Below are 18,034 nucleotides of genomic sequence, written 5' to 3'. Positions count from 1 at the left end.
GTGTCGGCCCGGCTGCCCTACGACATCGAGCATCTGCGTCCGCTGCTGGCGGCCTCGCTGGACGGCGTGATCCTCACCGACATCCAGGGCAGCATCGTCGAATTCAATCCCGCCGCCGAAGCCATGTTCGGCCAGCAGCGCGAGCACGTGCTGGGCCGGCCGGTCGGCGCCGTGGTCGTGCCGCCAAATCTGCGCCCGTTCCATGAGACCGCGATGCTGCGCCGCCTGTCCAATCCCGGCGACGCGCGCAACCGTCAGCGCTTCGAGACCGAGGGTCTGCGCGCCGATGGCAGCGTGTTTCCCGTCGAACTGACGGTGACCGACCTGATGCTGCCCGGCGGCGAACGCCTGCTGGTCGCTTACTTACGCGATATCACCGCGCGCCAGCAGCTGCGCCTGAGCGAGGAACGCTACCGCCTGGCGGTGCGCGGCTCCAACGACGGCATCTTTGAGTGGGATGTTGAAAACGGCACGGCTTTCTACTCCGAGCGACTGGAAGAAATCGTCGGCCGCAAAGCCAAGGATCTTGCCACCATCGATGCCTGGCATGTGCATGTGCATCCCGACGATCTCGACATCCTGAAGGATGGCACGCGCCGACTGCTGCGCGGCGAGGTCGAGAATATCGTCATGGAATACCGCCTGCTGCGCGCCGATGGCGTCGAACGCTGGGTGCAGACGACGGCCGCGGCCAAGCGCGGGCCTGACGGGCGCGCCCTGCGCATGGCTGGATCGGTGGGCGACATCACCGAGCGCAAACGCGCCGCCGCCGAAATCGAGCGCCAGAAAGAAGCCCTGTACCAGTCGGAAAAGCTGTCGGCGCTGGGCTCGCTGCTGGCCGGCGTGGCGCATGAGCTGAACAACCCGCTGTCCATCGTGGTCGGCCAGGCGCAGATGCTGAAGGAAAACGCCGAAGGCACGGCGTATGCCGAGCGCGCCGGCAAGATCGAAACGGCCGCAGCACGTTGCGCCCGCATCGCCCGCACCTTCCTCGGCATGGCGCGACAGCGGCGGCCGGCGCGGCGGCCCGTCATGCTGGAACGCGTGGTCGAAGACGTGCTGAACCTGCTGGACTACAATCTGCGCAGCAGCGGCATCAGCATCGAGCGGCGCTTCGCCCCCGACCTGCCGGCGATCTCGGCCGATCCCGACCAGCTCAACCAGGTGTTCAGCAATCTGGTGATCAATGCCCAGCAGGCGCTGGCCGGACAGCCCGATCCGCGCCGCATCGCCATTGCGATTGCCCTGAGCGGCGATGGCCAGTGGATCGAGGCCAGCGTCAGCGACAGCGGACCGGGTATTCCGGCCAACCTGCGGCGCCGCATTTTCGAGCCGTTCTTCACCACCAAGCCGCCGGGCAGCAGCCCGGGCAGCGGCACCGGCATCGGCCTCGCCGTCAGCCATGGCATTGTCACCGCCCATGGCGGCACCCTGGAAGCCGATGCGGCCGATGGTGGCGGCGCCTGTTTTCGCATGCGCCTGCCGGCCAGCAGCGCATTGGCGCAACCGGCGCAGACCGGGCGCAGCGGCGAGCGCACGCTCTTGCCGCGCGGACGCCATGCCCTGGTGGTCGATGACGAAAGCGGCGTGGCCGACCTGCTGGCGGAAATCCTGCGTGGCGCCGGGTTTGTCGTCGCCCTGGCCGATAACGGGCAGGCGGCGCTCGACCTGCTGGGCGACAGTGATTTCGCCGTCATCCTGACCGACCTGCGCATGCCGGGCCTGGATGGGCCCAGCTTTTTCACCCGCCTGCGGGCGCAGAACGCGGCCCTGTCGCAGCGCATCATCTTCGTCACCGGCGACATGCTGAGCCCCGATATCGCCGAATTCCTGCGCGAGAGCGGCCGGCCCTGTCTGGAAAAGCCGTTCTCGCCAGAAGAGGTGCGCCGCGTGGTGGCCGGCGTGATCGACGCGGAACCAGCCGCGAACCAATCTGGCAAATGATTGGCCGGCAACTGACCGCAGCGCGGCATATTGCCCGTTTCCGCATCAGCCCATTTTCCGGGCCACTGGTCTTGCCAAAACCGGTCATACGATGACAAACTATTTTAATGCGCGCTTTATTCCGGGCGCATCGTCCAATGGGGAGACAATCGATATGACGAAGATGTGGCTTAGCGCTGCCGTGCTCGGCACCGTAATGATCGGTGGCGCCGCCTCGGCGCAGACCAAGTGGGACCTGCCGAACGCCTATGCGATCAGCAACTTCCACACCAAGAATCTGCAGCTGTTCGCCGATGACGTGAAGAAGCTGTCGAGCGGCAAGCTGGAGATCACCATCCATCCGGGCGCCTCGCTGTTCAAGGCGCCGGAAATCAAGCGCGCCGTCCAGACCGGCCAGGTCCAGGCCGGCGAAGTGCTGATGGTCAATCTGGAAAACGAAATCCCGGTCTTCGGCGTCGACGGCGTACCGTTCCTCGCCACCAGCTTCGACTCCTCGTTCAAGCTGTGGACGGCCTCGAAGCCGCTGATCGAGAAGAAGCTGGCCGATCAGGGCATGATGGTGCTGTATGCTATCGCCTGGCCGCCGCAGGGCATCTACTCCAAGAAGGACATCAACAGCGTCGATGACCTGAAGGGCACCAAGTGGCGCGCCTACAGCCCGGCCACCTCGCGCATCGCCGAACTGGTGCAGGCGCAGCCCGTGACCATCCAGGCGGCCGAACTGGCCGGCGCGCTGGCCACCGGCGTCGTCAACACCATGATGACCTCGGGCGCTACCGGCCGTGACTCCAAGGTCTGGGAAAGCCTGACGCATTACTACGACACCCAGGCCTGGCTGCCGAAGAACCTCGTCTTCGTCAACGCCGATGCCTTCAAGAAGCTGGATGCGGCGACGCAGAAGGCCGTGAAGGATGCCGCCGTTGCCGCCGAGAAGCGCGGCTGGGACATGGCCAAGGAAGAGACCGAGTCGGCCAAGGCCGATCTGGCCAAGAACGGCATGAAGGTTCAGCCGCCCTCGCCGGCGCTGAAGTCCGGCCTCGAGAAGATCGGCGCCACCATGATCGAAGAATGGGTCAAGAAGACCGGCACCGATGGCGCCTCGATCGTCGACGCCTACAAGAAGATGTAAACCCCGCATCTGCGGTGCATATGAAAAGGGCGGCCGAGAGGCCGCCCTTTTTTATTGGCTGTGATCGTTCGCCGCTATCCGCCGGCAGAATCGGGGAAGGCCATCTTCGGCAGCACCGAGACGATCTCCGGGAAGACCGTGATGATCGCCACCGCGGCCACCAGCAGGAAGAAGAAGGGCAGCGAGGCTTTCGCCACAAACAGGCTGTCTCGTCCTGACATGGTCTGCAACACGAAGAGGTTGAAGCCCACAGGCGGCGACACCTCCGCCATCTCGATCACCAGGATCATGAAGATGCCGAACCAGACCAGATCGAAGCCGGCCAGCTTGATCAGCGGCAGCACCACCACCGTGGTCAGCACGATCATCGAGATACCGTCCAGCGCGGTGCCGAGCAGGATATACATGATGGTCAGCGCTGCGATCAGGGCGTAGGGGCTGAGCTGCAGGGCGCCGACATAATCGGCCAAACCGCGCGGAATGCCGGTATAGGCCATCGCCTTCGACAGGAAGGCGGCCGAAGCCAGGATCAGCATGATCATGCAGGTCATGCGCACGGTGCCCATGACGCTCTGCCAGAAATTCTCCCAGGTCAGCGAGCGCGACCAGGCCGCGATGGCAAAGGAGCCCAGCACACCCCAGGCCGCGCATTCGGTGGCCGTGGCCCAGCCCAGGATCAGGGTAACCAGGATGAACAGGATCAGCAGCGCGGTCGGAATCAGGTTCTTCGATTCCCGCATCCGCTCCCTGAAGGTCATGTCCTTCATGTCGTCGGGCGGCTGCTTGTCGGGATTCATCAGCGACCAGATGGCGATGTAACCCGAATAGAGCACCATCACCAGCAGGCCCGGCAGGAAGCCGGCGAGGAAGAGCTGGATGATCGAGACATCGGCCGCCACCGCATAAACAACCATGGTGATCGACGGCGGAATCAGGATGCCCAGCGTCCCGGCACCGGCCAGCGAGCCGAGCGAGACGCGCTCGTCATAGCCGCGCTTGTTCAGTTCCGGCAGGGCGATCTTGGCGATCGTCGCCGTGGTGGCGGCCGAGGAACCCGAGACCGAACCGAAAATGCCGCAGCCGATGACATTCACATGCATCAGGCGGCCGGGCAGCCAGCCCAGCCAGGGCGCCAGGCCCTTGAAGATTTCCTCCGATAGCTTTGTCCTGAACAGGATTTCACCCATCCAGATGAAGAGCGGCAGGGCCGCCAGTGTCCAGGATGCGCTGGAATCCCAGAAGGCAACGGCCAGCACCTTGCCGGCCGGGGCCGGCGTATAGAGCAGCATGGCGAGCCAGCCGCAGGCGGCGAGTGAAATTGCGATCCAGACGCCGGTGCCAAGCAGCAGCAGCATGAACAGCAAGACGATGAGTGAAAGCTCCATCTGACCCATGATGCGCTCCTCAGACCTGCGATGCGGCGCGCTCGAGGACTTCCTCGGCGGTCTTGGGCGGGTCCTTCGCGTAATCGGGCTTGTAGCCCAGCGCCGTGATCACCAGCTGCTCGACAAAGGCGATGAACTGCACCGTGGTGCCGAGCGCCAACGGAAGCTGCACGATCCACAATGGCAGGATCAGCATACCCGGCGTCACGTCCTTGAAACGGTAGGCGTCATAGACGAAATCGCTGCAGAACCAGGCGATCCAGCCGGTGAAGATGCAGCCGATCAGCAGACACAGGGACTCCGCCCAGCGGCGCGCCTCGCCTTCGAAGCGCTCAACCAGAATGCCGACGCGCACCACTTCGCCCTTCTTGAAGGTATAGGCGAGGCCGAGCGCGAAGCAGGCGGTGGAGAACCAGGCCGCGATCTCGTCACCGCCGCGCAGGGAGAAGCCGATCTCGCGCCCCACCGACAGGACCAGCATGATGAGGCAGATCAGCACGAGCAGCACACCGGCCGCCCAGCCGCAAACAAGATAAAGACCGTCCAGGGCGCGCCGCACGGCGGTCGCTCCAGGTCCATACTGCGTTTTCATAAGACCCCCGATACAAACCGATTGTGGCTGCAACTTATCAGCCATCGGCCGGACCGGCACAAGACTTTGTTCGTTTCTGCGGCTGGTCAATCGATGAGCAGATGGCTAAAAAACTGCTTTCCCACCAGTTGTTTATGCGGCGGTTACGATCGCCACAACCTGAGGATCCCGCCCATGCTTCCCATCACGCGTTTCCCCGGCAGCGTTGCCGGCCGCAGCAGCGCCGTCGTCTTCAACAAGATGGTCTACACCGTTGCCACCGCCGATACCTATGAGCTGGACATGCGCAAACAGGCCGCCGAAGCGCTGGCCAATCTGGATGCGCAGCTGGCCAAGGCCGGCACCGACAAGTCGCGGCTGCTGTCGGTGATTGTCTACATCACCGACATGGCGCTGAAGCCGCAGATGAATGCGGTTTGGGATGCCTGGGTGGATATGCAGAACCCGCCACAGCGCGCCTGCATCGGCGCCAGCCTCGAAGACGGCGACCTGATCGAGATCGTCGCCACCGCGTCCACGAAGGAGTGAGATCATGCTGCCGATTACCCGCCTCACCGGCATGACGCCGACCCGCAGCCGCGCCGTGGCGCATGGCAACCTGGTCTTCACCGTGGCCGTCGCCGATACCACCGAGCTCGACATGCACAAGCAGACGACGGAAACGCTGGCCAAGATCGAGCGCTTCCTGATGGATGCCGGCACCGACAAATCGCGGCTGCTCTCCTGCACCGTCTATATCTGCGACATGGCTCTTAAGCCGCAGATGAACGCGGCCTGGGATGCCTGGGTGGACATGGATAATCCGCCGCAGCGCGCCTGCATCGGCGCCACGCTGGAACATCCGCATATGGTGGAGATCGTCGCGGTGGCCGCGACGAAGGACTGAACCCTCAGAAGCTGGGCGGCGTGCAGGCGCTGACCAGTTCGCAGGGGTCCTTGCCCAGGTTGCGGAAGCGGTGCGGCTGGTCGCTTTCGAAATAATAGGCATCGCCCGGACCCAGAACCCGTACCTGGTCGGCCACCGTCACCTCGAGGCGGCCGCGGATGATGACGCCACCCTCCTGCCCCTCGTGGCGCAGCATCACGCGGCCGGTATCGGCGCCGGGCGCATAGCGTTCGACCAGGATCTGCAGGGCGCGTCCGTTCAGATCGGCGCCGACCTGACGATAGCTGATCTTGCCCTTGCCGACTTCCGCGAGCTCGTCGGCGCCGTAAAAGGCCTTGCGCGGCGCTGGCGCATCGTCCATGGCGAAGAATTCCGCCAGCGACATCGGCAGGCCATCGAGCACGCGTTTCAGCGCGCCGACGGACGGGTTCATCTGGTTTGCCTCGATCAGGGAGATGGTGGCATTGGTGACGTTGGCGCGGCGGGCCAGCGCCCGCTGTGACAGTTTCGCCGCCAGCCGCACCGCTTTCAGCCGGCTGCCGATGTCTATTTCCATGCCAGATGCCATCCCGGCCCCCGTTTCGCTGTTCAGGATCGTCAACATTCTGCTCACGATTCAATAAATATCAAGGGTTTAGCCGTTTGCAGAAAAGCACTGTTTCGCCATCGCGAAACGCCCGATGATACGGCTTGAGCCCTTTCTCCTCGCGCGCCGGAGCCTGCCATGTCTGCCAAACCCGCCCTCGTTTCCAACGAAAACACCGCCGTGCCGAACGACCTGGAATCCTGGTGGATGCCCTTCACCGCGAACCGCCAGTTCAAGGCCAATCCCCGGCTGCTGGTCGGCGCCAAGGACATGCATTACACGACGCATGACGGCCGCCAGGTGCTCGATGGCAGCGCTGGCCTGTGGTGCGTCAATGCCGGCCATTGCCGCAAGCCGATCGTGGAAGCAATCCAGAAGCAGGCCGCCGAAATGGATTTCGCGCCCACCTTCCAGATGGGCCATCCCAAGGCGTTTGAATTCGCCGCTCGCCTCGCCCATCTGGCGCCGGGCGACATCAACCACGTCTTCTTCGCCAATTCCGGCTCCGAAGCCGTCGACACCGCATTGAAGATCGCCATCGCCTATCACCGCGCCCGCGGCGAAGGGGCCCGCACCCGTCTGATCGGTCGCGAACGTGGCTATCACGGCGTCGGCTTCGGCGGCATTTCAGTGGGCGGCATCGTGTCGAACCGCAAGGTGTTCGGCCCGCTGCTGGCCGGCGTCGATCACCTGCCACATACCCACAGCCTGAAGGACATGGCCTTCTCGAAGAGCCAGCCCGACTGGGGCACGCATCTGGCCGACGATCTGGAGCGCATCGTCGCGCTGCATGATGCCAGCACGATTGCGGCCGTGATCGTGGAGCCTGTCGCGGGTTCCACCGGCGTCCTGATTCCGCCGAAGGGTTACCTGCAGAAGCTGCGCCAGATCTGCGACAAGCATGGCATCCTGCTGATCTTCGACGAAGTGATCTGTGGCTTCGGCCGCACCGGCGCCGCCTTCGGCGCCGATACCTTCGACGTGATCCCCGATATGATGACGGTAGCCAAGGGCCTGACCAATGCCGCCGTGCCGGCCGCTGCGGTCTTTACCCGCAAGCATGTGCACGATGCCTTCATGAGCGGCCCGGAGAACATGATCGAACTGTTCCACGGCTATACCTATTCGGCTCATGCGCTGGCCTGCGCCGCCGGCATCGCCACGCTGGATCTCTATCGCGACGAAGGCATCTTCGAGAATGCCAAGGCGCTGTCGCCCTACTGGGAAGAGGCCGTGCACAGCCTGAAGGGCGTGAAGAACGTCATCGACATCCGCAATATCGGTATCATGGCCGGCGTCGAGTTGGCCGCCCGTGAAGACGGCGCCGGCAAGCGCGGCTACGACGTCTTCGTAAAAGCCTATGAAAAGGGCCTGATGTGCCGCCTGACCGGCGATACCATCGCGCTGTCGCCGCCGCTGATCCTGAACAAGGGCCATATCGACGACATCTTCGGTATCCTGAAGGACTCGATCCAGAGCGTGAACTGACCCGCAGCCTGATTACGCTCCATGGAAAAGCCCGGCCTTATGGCCGGGCTTTTTTATTGCAGCGGCTCAGACGTCGAACAGCGTTTTATAATGGTGCTGCACCTGGTCGAACTTGCTCCAGTAGGGCGGCTTCGGGTCGCCGTTCAGCACCGCCACCAGCACGCCGGTATGCACATGCCAACCACAGGAGACCATCAGCCCTTCCGTATTGCTGGTCAGGCGGCGATGCGTCAGCGACAGCAGCACGCTCTTGCCCCGGGCCTTCAGCTCGAACAGCACCTCCGAGGCCGGACTGCCGTCGCCCGCATCGCCCCAGGTGAAGCCGAGCAGATGTGGCGGCGCCAACTGGGTGATCCGGCCGGGATTGGTCAGCGGCCCGGTATAGGGCTTGAGCCAGTCCGGCACCGCCTCACCTTCCGGCGCCAGCGTGGCATTATGGAATTCCAGCGTCACCCTGCCGCCGACATGCAGCTCCATCTCGCCGCCCGCCAGCCAGGTGGCACGCTTTTCCGGGACGGTGAGATAGTCCCAGACCCGCTCGATCGGGCCGGGCAGCAGGCGTTCGAAGCGGACCGCACCGGATTCCAGCACCGTGCCATAGGCATTGTTGTCGATCACATCCGTGCTCATCTCTTGCTTCCTTTCGCTTTGTTCTTCGCTGTCTCGGGCTTGCGTAATTCGCGCTCCAGGGCATCCAGCTTCGGCGCCCAGAAGCGCCGCACGCTGTTCAGCCAGGCATCCATTTCGCCCAGCCCCTGTGGATTGAGCTGGTAGATCCGACGCTGGCCATCCACCCGCACCTGCACCAGCGCCGCTTCGCGCAGCACTTTCAGATGCTGGGAAATCGCCGGGCCGCTCATGTCGAACTGTTCGGCGATTTCGCCAGCGGCCTGTTCGCCGTGACCGAGGCGTTCAACGATCTGGCGGCGGGTGGGGTCGGCAAGGGCTGTGAAAATCTGCATGGCTATTGTTTATAATATTCACTTAAATAAGTAAACACTTAAATATAGGGCACTGGGCGGCCCATAATTCCGCAGGCTATGCTGTCACCCGCAGGAGGAATTCCGCGATGACATCCATGCTTTCCAGTTGGCAGTTCTGGGCCGTGCTGTCGGCGGTTTTCGCCGCCCTGACGGCCATCTTCGCCAAGATCGGCGTTGGCGATATCGCTGCAGATCTCGCCACCCTGCTGCGCACCGTGGTGATCCTGCTGCTGCTCGCCGGCATCGTCTTCGCCACCGGCCAGTGGCAGCCGCTGCACAGCATCGCCAGCCGGACCTGGATTTTCCTGCTGCTTTCCGGCCTCGCCACCGGTGCATCCTGGCTATGCTATTTCCGCGCGCTCAAGATCGGTGATGCCGCCCGCGTGGCGCCCGTCGACAAGCTGAGCGTCGTCATGGTAGCCATTTTCGGCACCGTCCTGCTGGGCGAGACCCTGTCGCTGCTCAACTGGCTGGGTGTTTTCCTGATCGCCGGCGGCGCCGTGCTGGTGGCCTGGAAGGCCTAGGGTTTCAGCCTTTTTTGGAAACCGCGCCGGCCGCTTCCAGCACCTCGTTCGCAGCCTTGAAGGCATCGAGGCCGGCAGGAATGCCGCAATAGATGGTGGCGTGCAGGAGCACTTCCTTGATCTCGTCGACACTGACGCCGTTGTTCAGCGCGCCCTTCACATGCAGCTTGATTTCCGGTGCGCGGTTGAGCGCCGTCAGCATGGCGAGGTTGAGCATACTGCGCGTCTTGCGGTCGAGCCCCGGGCGATCCCAGCCATAACCCCAGCACCATTCGGTGGTGATATGCTGGAAAGCCATCATGAAATCGTTGGCCTTAGCGATCGAGCCGTCGACATAGTCGGCGCCCAGCACCTCGCGCCGTACTTTCAGACCGGCCTCGAACAGGGCCCTGGTTTCGTCATCCTTCGACATGATTCGCTCCTTCAACGGTAGAAGACATGATCGCCGATGCGGGCCAGCTTCTTCCGCTTGGCCGCCCATGATGGCGCCTTGATTTTTGCACTGTGAAAATACAGCGCGCCATTGGTGGGGTCTTTGGCCCCACCGGTCATCGCGGCGCGCGCGCTTTCGACCGCTTCTTTCCAGTCGGTATCGTCCTGGGGTTCGTCACGCTTGCCATCGCACCACCAGGAAAACTGGCACCCCTTGCCACGCGGGGCTTTCTGCGAGACCACGCCGCAGATCGTATTGGGAAATTTCGGATTCTTCGTCCGGTTGAGCACTGTATGCGCCACCGCCAACTGGCCGTCATGGCTTTCGGTCTTGCCTTCCCAGTAGACTGCCAGCGCCAGGCATTTGGTGGCGTCGTCCAGCGCTTTTGCCGGCTCGGCCACCGCGACCTGGGCGGCCGTTTCCTGCGCGGAAACCGGGGATGTGGCCGTCAACACCGCGAACAGAACACCGACCGCCAGCCGGCGCATCGTCTTACCCCGCCTTCGCCAGCGCGCGATCCAGAAAGTCCAGCCGATCCTGACCCCAGTAGCGCTCGCCATTCAGGATATAGGTCGGCGCACCGAACACCTGGGCATCGATGGCCTGCCGCGTGCCATCCGCGTAGGCAGCCTGCACAGCTGCACTGTCGGCGGCCTTGAACAGCCTGGCCGGGTCGAGGCCGCATTCGACGATCAGTTCTTCCAGCACTTCCGGATCGGCGATGTTGCGATCCTCGGCCCAGATCGCATGCATGACCGCATGAGCGAGTCCGACGCCATTAGCGCCGTCGTCGCGCGCCGCCACCACCAGCCGCGCCGCCAGGCTTTCATCGACGGGGAAACTGCTCGGCATCAGATGCAGCGGCATATTGAGATACTCGCGCCAGCGCTTCAGCTCCACATCACGATAGGAACGGCGCTGCGGTGCCCGTTTGGCCAGCGGCAAGCCACCGGATTCGCCGAATACCGTCAGGGCCGATGCCGGCACGATGCGCACGGTGGCCTTGTGCTTGGCGACGATAGCTTCGAAGCGCCTGGAACCGAGATAGGCCCAGGGTGATGCGAGGAAGGTGTAATAATCGATATGCGCCGCCATGGGATCCTCCGGAGTTTTTTTCAGTCCTGCAAGCCGCGCAGTCGCTGGAACTGCCGCAGTGCGTAAGAATCGGTCATGCCGCTGATGAAATCGGTAACGCTGAGCAGCCAGTCATAACGGCTGGCGCCGGGCTTTGGTTGCTGCGGCATCAGGCGCAGAAGGGCGCGGTGACGCGGCGCCAATGCCTTCACATCGCCGCCGGACTGTTCGAGCGCATGATGCGCTCCACAAAAAGCCTCCAGCAGGCTGGCCAGCACCTCGCCACCCATCACCTCGGTCTGGAAACGCTCGCGGGTCTCGAAGATACGGTTACGGGTGAAACCCGCGATCTCCTCCAGTTGCGGTGCCTTGCTGGTGCGCGCCAGCAGGTCGCCGCTGAAGCGGCCCTCCAGGATTTCGGATTCATGGTCGAGGAAGACCTTCACCGCCAGATCGATCAGATCGCCGATCGCCTTGGCGCGCAGATAGGCGATCTTCCAGGTTTCGTCCTCGATTTCGCTATAGCGCGGCGGCAGCCGCTGCAGCAGGCCTTTCAGCCGCGCCTCGGCCTCGGCAAAGGTGATGCGGCCGAGCTTGAAACCATCTTCGATATCCACCACCGAGTAGCAGATGTCGTCCGCCGCTTCGACCAGATAGGTCAATGGATGGCGGGCAAACCGGTCCGCGCCCAGGCTGAGCAGGCCGGCATTGCGCGCCACTTCCTCGAACAGGGCTGTCTCGGCGACGAAATGGCCGAACTTGCCCTTGGCAGGATCGGCCCGGCTGCTGCCGAAGGGATACTTCATGAAGGTGGCAAGGGTGGCGCAGGTGAGCCGCAGGCCACCGGCATCGCGCCAGTTCTGCAGCCGCGTCATCACCCGGAAGCCCTGCGCATTCCCCTCGAAATGCAGGAAGTCGCGCTGTTCGGCTTCACTCAAGGCCGCGATCAGCACGGCGCCAGGGCCGGAGCGGAACCAGTGCTGCACCGTCGCCTCGCCGAAATGGCCAAACGGCGGATTGCCGATATCGTGACCCAGGCAGGCCGCGGCAACGATATGGCCGAACTCGGCCGCGGTGAGCCCCCCCAGATCGCCGCCCTGGCGATCGACGATCACCTGGCCGACCTGGGCGCCGAGCGAACGGCCCACGGACGACACTTCCAGGGAATGGGTTAGCCGGTTGCGCACATAATCGCTCTCGGGCAGCGAGTGGACCTGGGTCTTGTCCTGCAACCGACGGAAGGCGGAGCAGAACACCACCCGGTCCCAGTCCTTCTGGAAGGGGTTGCGGGCCGGGGTTACCGGTTCGGCGGTCTCATGCCCGAGGCGCTGCGCCGACAGCAGACGGGACCATTGCATTGTCATGACGCCATGGTGGAGAGAACCCGCTGGCCTTTCAAGCGCTTGACCGGCAGGCCCGCAGCACGGGTTTTAATGGAAATGCAATGCCCTTGCCCCCTAGAGTAGGGCGAACAGGAAACGCCACGCCGCTCATGCTCGACACGACCATAGCCATTACCGCCATTGCCGCGCCGCTGGTCGTTGCCTTGATCTGCCTGCTGACATGGCGCCGATTCGAGGGCGGACGGCACCTGCTGTTCTGGGGCATCGCTCATATCGGCATCGCGGTTTCGCTGGCCACGCTCGGCCTGAGCAACCAGGTCGAGACCCAGCCGTTGGCGCTGCGCTGGCTCGCCGTCTTCGGCAACCTGCTCTGGGCCGTGATGCTGGCATCGGGCATCCGTGTTCTGACCGGGCGATCCGACCGGCTGTGGCATGCCGGCATCGCCACCATCGTGGTCTTCATCATTGTGCTGGTGCTGCGCGAGGTGAGCGGCTCGCTCTACGCCACGATCTCGCCGGGCCTGAGCAGCCTGATCGTGTTCTATGCCGGCGTCACCGTCCTGCGACACCGCCGCTCGATCTTCTACACTTTCACCGGCCTGTTGCTGACCGGGCGCGCCCTGCTGGTGATCGGCGTGGCGCTGCAACTGCAGGGCCAGGGCATGGTTCAGGTCTCCACGTTCTCGCTCGGCATCTTCCTCAACCTGCTCACCGGCCTGGGCCTGGTGATGATCGAGTTCGACAATGCGCGCCAACGCGAAGTACAGGCGCGCGCTGCAGAACAGGAGACCCTGCGCTTCTTCGAAACCGTGCTCGACACCATGCCGGCGACGATGACCTACAAGGACAGCAGCCTGCGCTATCGCATCATGAACCGGCGCATGCGCGAACTGCGTCAGGCTTATGACCAGAATTATATCGGCCGCAGCTGGTCGGACATCGTCGGTGCCGATGCCGCCAAGGTGATCGAGGATGTCGACCGCCGCATCCTGGAAACCGGCGAGTCATCCCATATGGAGCAGGCCTGGACCGGACCGGACGGCCGCAGCATCGTCATCTGGGCGATGAAAGTGCCGTTGCGCGACACCGACGGCCGCATCGCCGGCATTGTCACCTGCGGCGTCGACATCACCCGGCTGAAAGAAACCGAGGCCATGCTGATCGACCAGCGCGAGGCCGCCGAAAGCGCCAGCCGCGCCAAGACCAGCTTCCTCGCCCATATGAGCCACGAGCTGCGTACGCCGCTGAATGCCATCATCGGTTTTGCCGACATGATGGCGGCCGGTTATGCCGGGCCGCTGTCGCAGCGCCAGGGAGAGTATGCCGTCAACATCCGGGAATCGGGTGAGCATCTGCTGCGCCTGGTCAACGACATCCTCGATCTGTCGCGCCTGGAAAGCGGCCGGCTGGAAATGAATATCGAGGACTGCAGCTTCGATCAGATTGTGGCCAGCGCCATGGCCATGGTGCAGCCACAGGCGCGCCAGGCCCAGGTGACCCTGCATTACGAGCCGCAGCCGCTGCTGGTTCGCGTCGACGAACGCGCGCTGACCCAGATTCTGATCAATCTGCTGGGCAATGCGGTGAAGTTCAGTTTGCCCGGCGGCAGCGTGACCATCCGGGCCGACAGCAGCAATGGCGTGGTCCGCATCCAGGTGGCCGATACGGGGGTCGGCATGAGCGAAGCGGAAAGCCGCGCCGTCGTGCAGCCGCTTTACCGTTCCGATGTGTATCGCACCCGGCCGAACAGCGGCGCCGGCCTGGGCCTTTCGATCTGCCGCACCCTGGTCGAGATGCATGGTGGCCGCCTGGACATCCGCAGCGCGCCCGGCATGGGCACTACCGTGGAAATCGCCCTGCCGGCCTGAGTCGCGCCGTCCCCTGAGTGCAAAATTTTACGGCGTATTTCCTTGTTTTCGCTTGCCCTAGGCGGCTCTACTGCCACTATCAAACAAACGCCGTCTCTGGGAGAGAAACCATGATAAACCGCCGCAGCTTTCTGCAGTCCACCCTCTGTGCTGGTACTGCCGCCGCCGTCATGCCCGCTTTCATGCGTGATGCCCGCGCCCAGGTCGACAGTCTGAAACTGTTCGTGCCGGCCAATCCGGGCGGCGGCTGGGATCAGACCGCGCGCAGCATGGAACTGGCGCTGAAATCGGCGAACCTGATCAAGGGCGCGCAGGTGACCAATGTCGGTGGCGCCGGCGGCGCTGTCGGCCTGCCGCAGTTCGTCAACCAGTGGAAAGGCCAGGGCAACGCGCTGATGGTCGCCGGCATGGTGATGGTGGGCGCGCTGATCACCAACAAGTCGCCGGTGAAGATCACGCAGACCACACCGATCGCCCGCCTGACCGGCGAGTTCGAAGTGATCGTCGTGCCGCCGAATTCGCCGCACAAGACGCTGGGCGACCTGATGGCCGCCTTCAAGGCGGATCCGAGCAAGGTGAGCTGGGCCGGCGGTTCGGCCGGCGGCACTGACCATATCCTGGCCGGCATGCTGGCCAAGGCGGCCGGCGGCGATGCCAAGAAGGTGTCGTATGTGGCCTACTCGGGCGGCGGCCCGGCCCAGGCGGCCCTGCTGGGCGCGCAGGTGACCTGTGGCGTTTCCGGTTGGGGCGAATTCAGCGAGCAGATCAAGGCTGGCAAGCTGCGCGCGCTGGCGATCTCGGCCGAGAAGCGCGAGCCGGGCGTCGATGTGCCCACCATCAAGGAGCAGGGCTTCGATGTCGTGCTGTACAACTGGCGCGGCGTCTTCGCCCCGCCGGGCGTCAAGGATGCCGACAAGGCCGCGATGATCGAGCTGATGACCAGGATGAATGCCAGCGCGCCGTGGAAGGAACAGCTCAAGACGCGCGAATGGACCGATGTGTTCCTGGCCGGCGAGCCTTACGGGAAATACATCGCCGAAGAGAATGCGCGCATCGAGGGCATCCTGAAGGACATCGGCCTGGCCTGATGCAGCGCCTCGCCAAGCCGGAGACGGCCGTCGCCATCGGCGTCATCGCACTGGGCTTCCTGGCGCTGTACGAGACCACCCAGATTCCGGTCTCGCCGATGTATGCGCAGGTCGGCCCCACGCTGGTCGCCTATCTGGCCAGCGCGCTGCTGATCGCGCTGGGCCTTGGCCTGATCGTGCAGGTCTGGACCGGGTTGTGGACCAGCCCGCCGGAAGAAACCGAAACCGTGCTGGATGTCCGCGCGCTCGGTTGGCTGCTGCTCGGGCTGGTGCTCAACATCGGCCTGATCGGACCACTGGGCTTCATCCCCGCCTCCACGCTGCTGTTCGCCTGCACGGCCCGCGCCTTCGGCAGCACGCGGCCGGCGCGCGATGTGCTGATCGGGCTGGTCTTCGCAGGCGTCGCCTATTTCGGCTTCGCGCAACTGCTGGGCATCAATATCGGCGAGAGCAGCCTGCTGCCCGCCCTGCTGGAAGGCGGCACCTGATGGATACCCTCTCCCTGCTGGCCGGCGGCTTCGCCGTCGCGTTGCAGCCGATGAACCTAATGTGGGCGCTGGTCGGCGTCACATTGGGTACCGCCATCGGCGTGCTGCCGGGCCTGGGGCCGGCACTGACCATCGCGCTGCTGCTGCCGATCACCTTCAGCGTGCCGGCCACCGCCGCCTTCATCCTGTTCGCCGGCATCTATTACGGCGCCATGTATGGCGGCAGCACCACATCGATCCTGCTCAACACGCCGGGCGAAAGCGCCACCATCATCACTGCACTCGAAGGCCACAAGATGGCCAAGAAGGGCCGCGCGGCGGCAGCCCTGGCCACCGCCGCCATCGGCAGCTTCGTCGCCGGCACCATCGGCACGCTGGGGCTGACCTTTGTCGCGCCGCCGCTGGTGGAATTCGCACTGCGCTTCGGGCCGGCGGATTACTTCTCGCTGATGGTGGTGGCCTTCATCGCGGTTTCCGCCGTGCTGGGCACCTCGGTGCTGCGCGGCCTGACGGCGCTGGCCTTCGGCATCCTGCTCGGCCTGGTCGGCATCGACCTGCAGACCGGCCAGCCGCGCTTCACGCTGGGCCTGCCGGAACTGCTGGACGGCATCAACGTGATCGTCGTCGCCGTCGGACTGTTCGCGGTGGGCGAAACGCTGTATCTCGCCGGCCGGCCGAAATCGGAAGTCACGCTGGTACCGCTGAAAGGCCGTGCCTATATGACCAAGGAAGACTGGCAGCGCTCGTGGAAGCCCTGGCTGCGCGGCAGCTTCCTCGGCTTCCCCTTCGGCGCGCTGCCGGCCGGCGGCGCCGAAGTGCCAACCTTCGTCAGCTATTTCCTGGAAAAGAAACTCTCCAAGCATCCGGAAGAATTCGGCCATGGCGCCATCGAGGGTGTGGCCGGACCGGAAGCTGCCAACAACGCGTCTGCGGCCGGTGTGCTGGTACCGATGCTGGCGCTGGGCCTGCCGACCTCGGCGACGGCGGCGATCATGCTCTCGGCCTTCCAGTCCTACGGCATCAATCCCGGTCCGCAGCTGCTGCAGAGCCAGCCCGAGCTGGTCTGGGGCCTGATCGCTTCGCTCTATGTCGGCAATGTGATGCTGCTGATCCTTAACCTGCCGCTAGCCGGCCTGTGGGCGAAGATCCTGTCGATCCCCTCGCCATGGCTGTATGGCGGCATTCTTGTTTTTGCGACGATCGGTACATACGGCATCAGTCAGTCCTGGGTCGACTTGGTGCTGCTGTATCTGATCGGCGTCGTCGGTTATCTGATGCGGCGTTTTGATTTTCCCACCGCGCCCACCGTGATCGGCATGATCCTCGGGCCGTTTGCAGAACAGGAATTCCGGCGTGCGATGACGATCTCGGCCGGCGACCTGAGCACGTTTGTCACGCGGCCGCTGAGCCTCACGCTGCTGATTATTGCAGTTCTGTTGCTGGTCACGCCGCTGCTGCTGCGCTTGCGCAACCGCTGATTAACCGCGCGCCTCACACTCGCGTAAACGGACAGATTCCAGGGGAATTTCGGGGCGCGAAAAATCGTGACCGCCATCACTGCGCGCTGGGCAGGAAGCGCCTATATAAGAACCATGAGATGAAGAGATTTTGCAGAGTCGCTTCATTTCTTATTTTCCTCCCCCAATGAATACCCCCCCTTGAGAGGCGATCTTCCCCCCGGATCGCCTCTCAATTTTTTTGTGCCCAGCCTTGTCTGAATCGCATGGCTTGCCTTCGTCAGGCGCATAAGCCATCAAGGCTGCGATGACACGCCGCACTTCCCGCAAACCCCATCCGGTGCCGCCGGGCTTCACCGCCCTGCCGCGATCGCCTTCGCCCTATTTCCACGCCATCGGCAAAGTCTATAAGCGTGGCGGCGAGGCAGGCACCGATCCGGTCTACGGCCTGCACGTGCGGCCGAAGCACACCAACCGCTACGGCACCGGCCATGGCGGTTTCCTCGCCACCCTGGCCGACTATTTCGCCGCCTGCTTCGTTTATGAACGGCGGCCCGAAACGCAGTCGGTGCGAACCAAGGAACTCTCACTGAGTTACGATTCACCCGTGCCGATGGGCGCCTGGCTGGAGGCGCACTTGACTGACTTTCAAACAAAGAAGTCCAAATTCGCCGTGGTGACCTGCGAACTGCGCATTGGTGACACAGCGGTCAGCACTGTCAGCGCTACATTCAGCATTCGCGACAAGCCGGCCGGTTAGGCCAAG

General features: G+C 63.9%; 20 protein-coding genes. 11 read left to right on the top strand and 9 right to left on the bottom strand.

Going from position 1 to position 18,034, the window contains the following annotated elements:
* The gene (locus AC1ROT_RS12315) at positions 1-1,944 is read left to right on the top strand and encodes a PAS domain S-box protein (protein ID WP_492999307.1); all 1,944 of its coding nucleotides are present in this window, start codon (positions 1-3) and stop codon (positions 1,942-1,944) included.
* A 154-nt stretch (positions 1,945-2,098) separates the two neighbouring features.
* Entirely contained in the window at positions 2,099-3,073 is a 975-nt protein-coding gene (locus tag AC1ROT_RS12310) for a TRAP transporter substrate-binding protein (RefSeq protein WP_492999305.1), read from the top strand.
* Positions 3,074-3,147: 74 nt separating this feature from the next.
* Here AC1ROT_RS12310 and AC1ROT_RS12305 read toward each other — a convergent pair whose 3' ends face one another.
* Complete coding sequence (locus AC1ROT_RS12305; protein WP_492973488.1) at positions 3,148-4,467, bottom strand: TRAP transporter large permease; 1,320 nt, start codon at positions 4,465-4,467, stop codon at positions 3,148-3,150.
* Between the two features lie 10 nt (positions 4,468-4,477).
* The gene (locus AC1ROT_RS12300) at positions 4,478-5,017 is read right to left on the bottom strand and encodes a TRAP transporter small permease (protein WP_492973489.1); all 540 of its coding nucleotides are present in this window, start codon (positions 5,015-5,017) and stop codon (positions 4,478-4,480) included.
* Between the two features lie 207 nt (positions 5,018-5,224).
* Between AC1ROT_RS12300 and AC1ROT_RS12295 the strand changes: the two genes are divergently transcribed.
* Together AC1ROT_RS12295 and AC1ROT_RS12290 are read left to right on the top strand one after the other, a co-directional pair.
* On the top strand, positions 5,225-5,578 hold the full coding sequence (locus AC1ROT_RS12295; protein WP_492973490.1) for a RidA family protein: 354 nt from the start codon (positions 5,225-5,227) through the stop codon (positions 5,576-5,578).
* A gap of 4 nt (positions 5,579-5,582) precedes the next feature.
* Positions 5,583-5,936 carry a RidA family protein gene (locus tag AC1ROT_RS12290; protein WP_492999303.1) on the top strand — a complete coding sequence of 118 codons (354 nt, stop codon included), beginning with the start codon at positions 5,583-5,585 and terminating at the stop codon, positions 5,934-5,936.
* A gap of 4 nt (positions 5,937-5,940) precedes the next feature.
* Here the strand turns inward: AC1ROT_RS12290 and AC1ROT_RS12285 are convergent, their stop codons facing one another.
* Positions 5,941-6,492 (bottom strand): cupin domain-containing protein, encoded by a 552-nt coding sequence (locus tag AC1ROT_RS12285; protein WP_492999300.1) that lies wholly within the window; start codon positions 6,490-6,492, stop codon positions 5,941-5,943.
* A gap of 168 nt (positions 6,493-6,660) precedes the next feature.
* Here AC1ROT_RS12285 and aptA point away from each other — a divergent pair, with 168 nt between their 5' ends.
* The gene (aptA, locus tag AC1ROT_RS12280; RefSeq protein WP_492999299.1) at positions 6,661-8,010 is read left to right on the top strand and encodes an omega-aminotransferase AptA; all 1,350 of its coding nucleotides are present in this window, start codon (positions 6,661-6,663) and stop codon (positions 8,008-8,010) included.
* Between the two features lie 66 nt (positions 8,011-8,076).
* Here aptA and AC1ROT_RS12275 read toward each other — a convergent pair whose 3' ends face one another.
* Together AC1ROT_RS12275 and AC1ROT_RS12270 are read right to left on the bottom strand one after the other, a co-directional pair.
* Positions 8,077-8,640, bottom strand: a complete 564-nt coding sequence (locus AC1ROT_RS12275; protein ID WP_492999297.1) for an SRPBCC family protein — start codon at positions 8,638-8,640, stop codon at positions 8,077-8,079.
* Positions 8,637-8,972 (bottom strand): ArsR/SmtB family transcription factor, encoded by a 336-nt coding sequence (locus AC1ROT_RS12270; RefSeq protein WP_492999295.1) that lies wholly within the window; start codon positions 8,970-8,972, stop codon positions 8,637-8,639. Before AC1ROT_RS12270 ends, AC1ROT_RS12275 begins: the two co-directional genes overlap by 4 nt.
* 107 nt (positions 8,973-9,079) lie before the next feature.
* Between AC1ROT_RS12270 and AC1ROT_RS12265 the strand changes: the two genes are divergently transcribed.
* Positions 9,080-9,517 (top strand): EamA family transporter, encoded by a 438-nt coding sequence (locus AC1ROT_RS12265; RefSeq protein WP_492999292.1) that lies wholly within the window; start codon positions 9,080-9,082, stop codon positions 9,515-9,517.
* A 4-nt stretch (positions 9,518-9,521) separates the two neighbouring features.
* On the opposite strand, the gene AC1ROT_RS12260 is transcribed toward AC1ROT_RS12265, so the two are convergent.
* Genes AC1ROT_RS12260 through AC1ROT_RS12245 form a run of 4 tightly spaced genes read right to left on the bottom strand, consistent with a single transcriptional unit; the run spans position 9,522 to position 12,382 of the window.
* Positions 9,522-9,929 (bottom strand): carboxymuconolactone decarboxylase family protein, encoded by a 408-nt coding sequence (locus tag AC1ROT_RS12260; RefSeq protein ID WP_492999291.1) that lies wholly within the window; start codon positions 9,927-9,929, stop codon positions 9,522-9,524.
* Between the two features lie 11 nt (positions 9,930-9,940).
* A complete protein-coding gene (locus tag AC1ROT_RS12255; protein ID WP_492999288.1) occupies positions 9,941-10,438 on the bottom strand; it encodes a cell wall hydrolase in 498 nt (165 codons plus the stop codon).
* 4 nt (positions 10,439-10,442) lie between these two features.
* Positions 10,443-11,045: a 2-hydroxychromene-2-carboxylate isomerase gene (locus AC1ROT_RS12250; protein ID WP_492999287.1), complete on the bottom strand. Its 603-nt coding sequence runs from the start codon at positions 11,043-11,045 to the stop codon at positions 10,443-10,445.
* A gap of 20 nt (positions 11,046-11,065) precedes the next feature.
* On the bottom strand, positions 11,066-12,382 hold the full coding sequence (locus AC1ROT_RS12245; protein ID WP_492999286.1) for a deoxyguanosinetriphosphate triphosphohydrolase: 1,317 nt from the start codon (positions 12,380-12,382) through the stop codon (positions 11,066-11,068).
* 134 nt (positions 12,383-12,516) lie between these two features.
* Here AC1ROT_RS12245 and AC1ROT_RS12240 point away from each other — a divergent pair, with 134 nt between their 5' ends.
* The 5 genes from AC1ROT_RS12240 to AC1ROT_RS12220 all read left to right on the top strand — a co-directional run bounded on the left by AC1ROT_RS12240 (position 12,517) and on the right by AC1ROT_RS12220 (position 18,028).
* Positions 12,517-14,235, top strand: coding sequence for a sensor histidine kinase (locus AC1ROT_RS12240; protein ID WP_492999285.1), 1,719 nt, complete (start codon positions 12,517-12,519; stop codon positions 14,233-14,235).
* Positions 14,236-14,345: 110 nt separating this feature from the next.
* Positions 14,346-15,323, top strand: coding sequence for a Bug family tripartite tricarboxylate transporter substrate binding protein (locus AC1ROT_RS12235; RefSeq protein WP_492973502.1), 978 nt, complete (start codon positions 14,346-14,348; stop codon positions 15,321-15,323).
* Positions 15,323-15,811, top strand: a complete 489-nt coding sequence (locus AC1ROT_RS12230) for a tripartite tricarboxylate transporter TctB family protein (protein WP_492999284.1) — start codon at positions 15,323-15,325, stop codon at positions 15,809-15,811. Before AC1ROT_RS12235 ends, AC1ROT_RS12230 begins: the two co-directional genes overlap by 1 nt.
* Positions 15,811-17,289 carry a tripartite tricarboxylate transporter permease gene (locus AC1ROT_RS12225; RefSeq protein WP_492999283.1) on the top strand — a complete coding sequence of 493 codons (1,479 nt, stop codon included), beginning with the start codon at positions 15,811-15,813 and terminating at the stop codon, positions 17,287-17,289. Before AC1ROT_RS12230 ends, AC1ROT_RS12225 begins: the two co-directional genes overlap by 1 nt.
* Before the next feature lie 286 nt (positions 17,290-17,575).
* The gene (locus tag AC1ROT_RS12220; RefSeq protein WP_492999282.1) at positions 17,576-18,028 is read left to right on the top strand and encodes a PaaI family thioesterase; all 453 of its coding nucleotides are present in this window, start codon (positions 17,576-17,578) and stop codon (positions 18,026-18,028) included.
* Positions 18,029-18,034 lie beyond the last annotated feature (6 nt).

The organism is Ferrovibrio sp. GW821-FHT12E11, from assembly GCF_058806975.1.
This window is presented reverse-complemented; position numbering and strand designations above follow the sequence as displayed.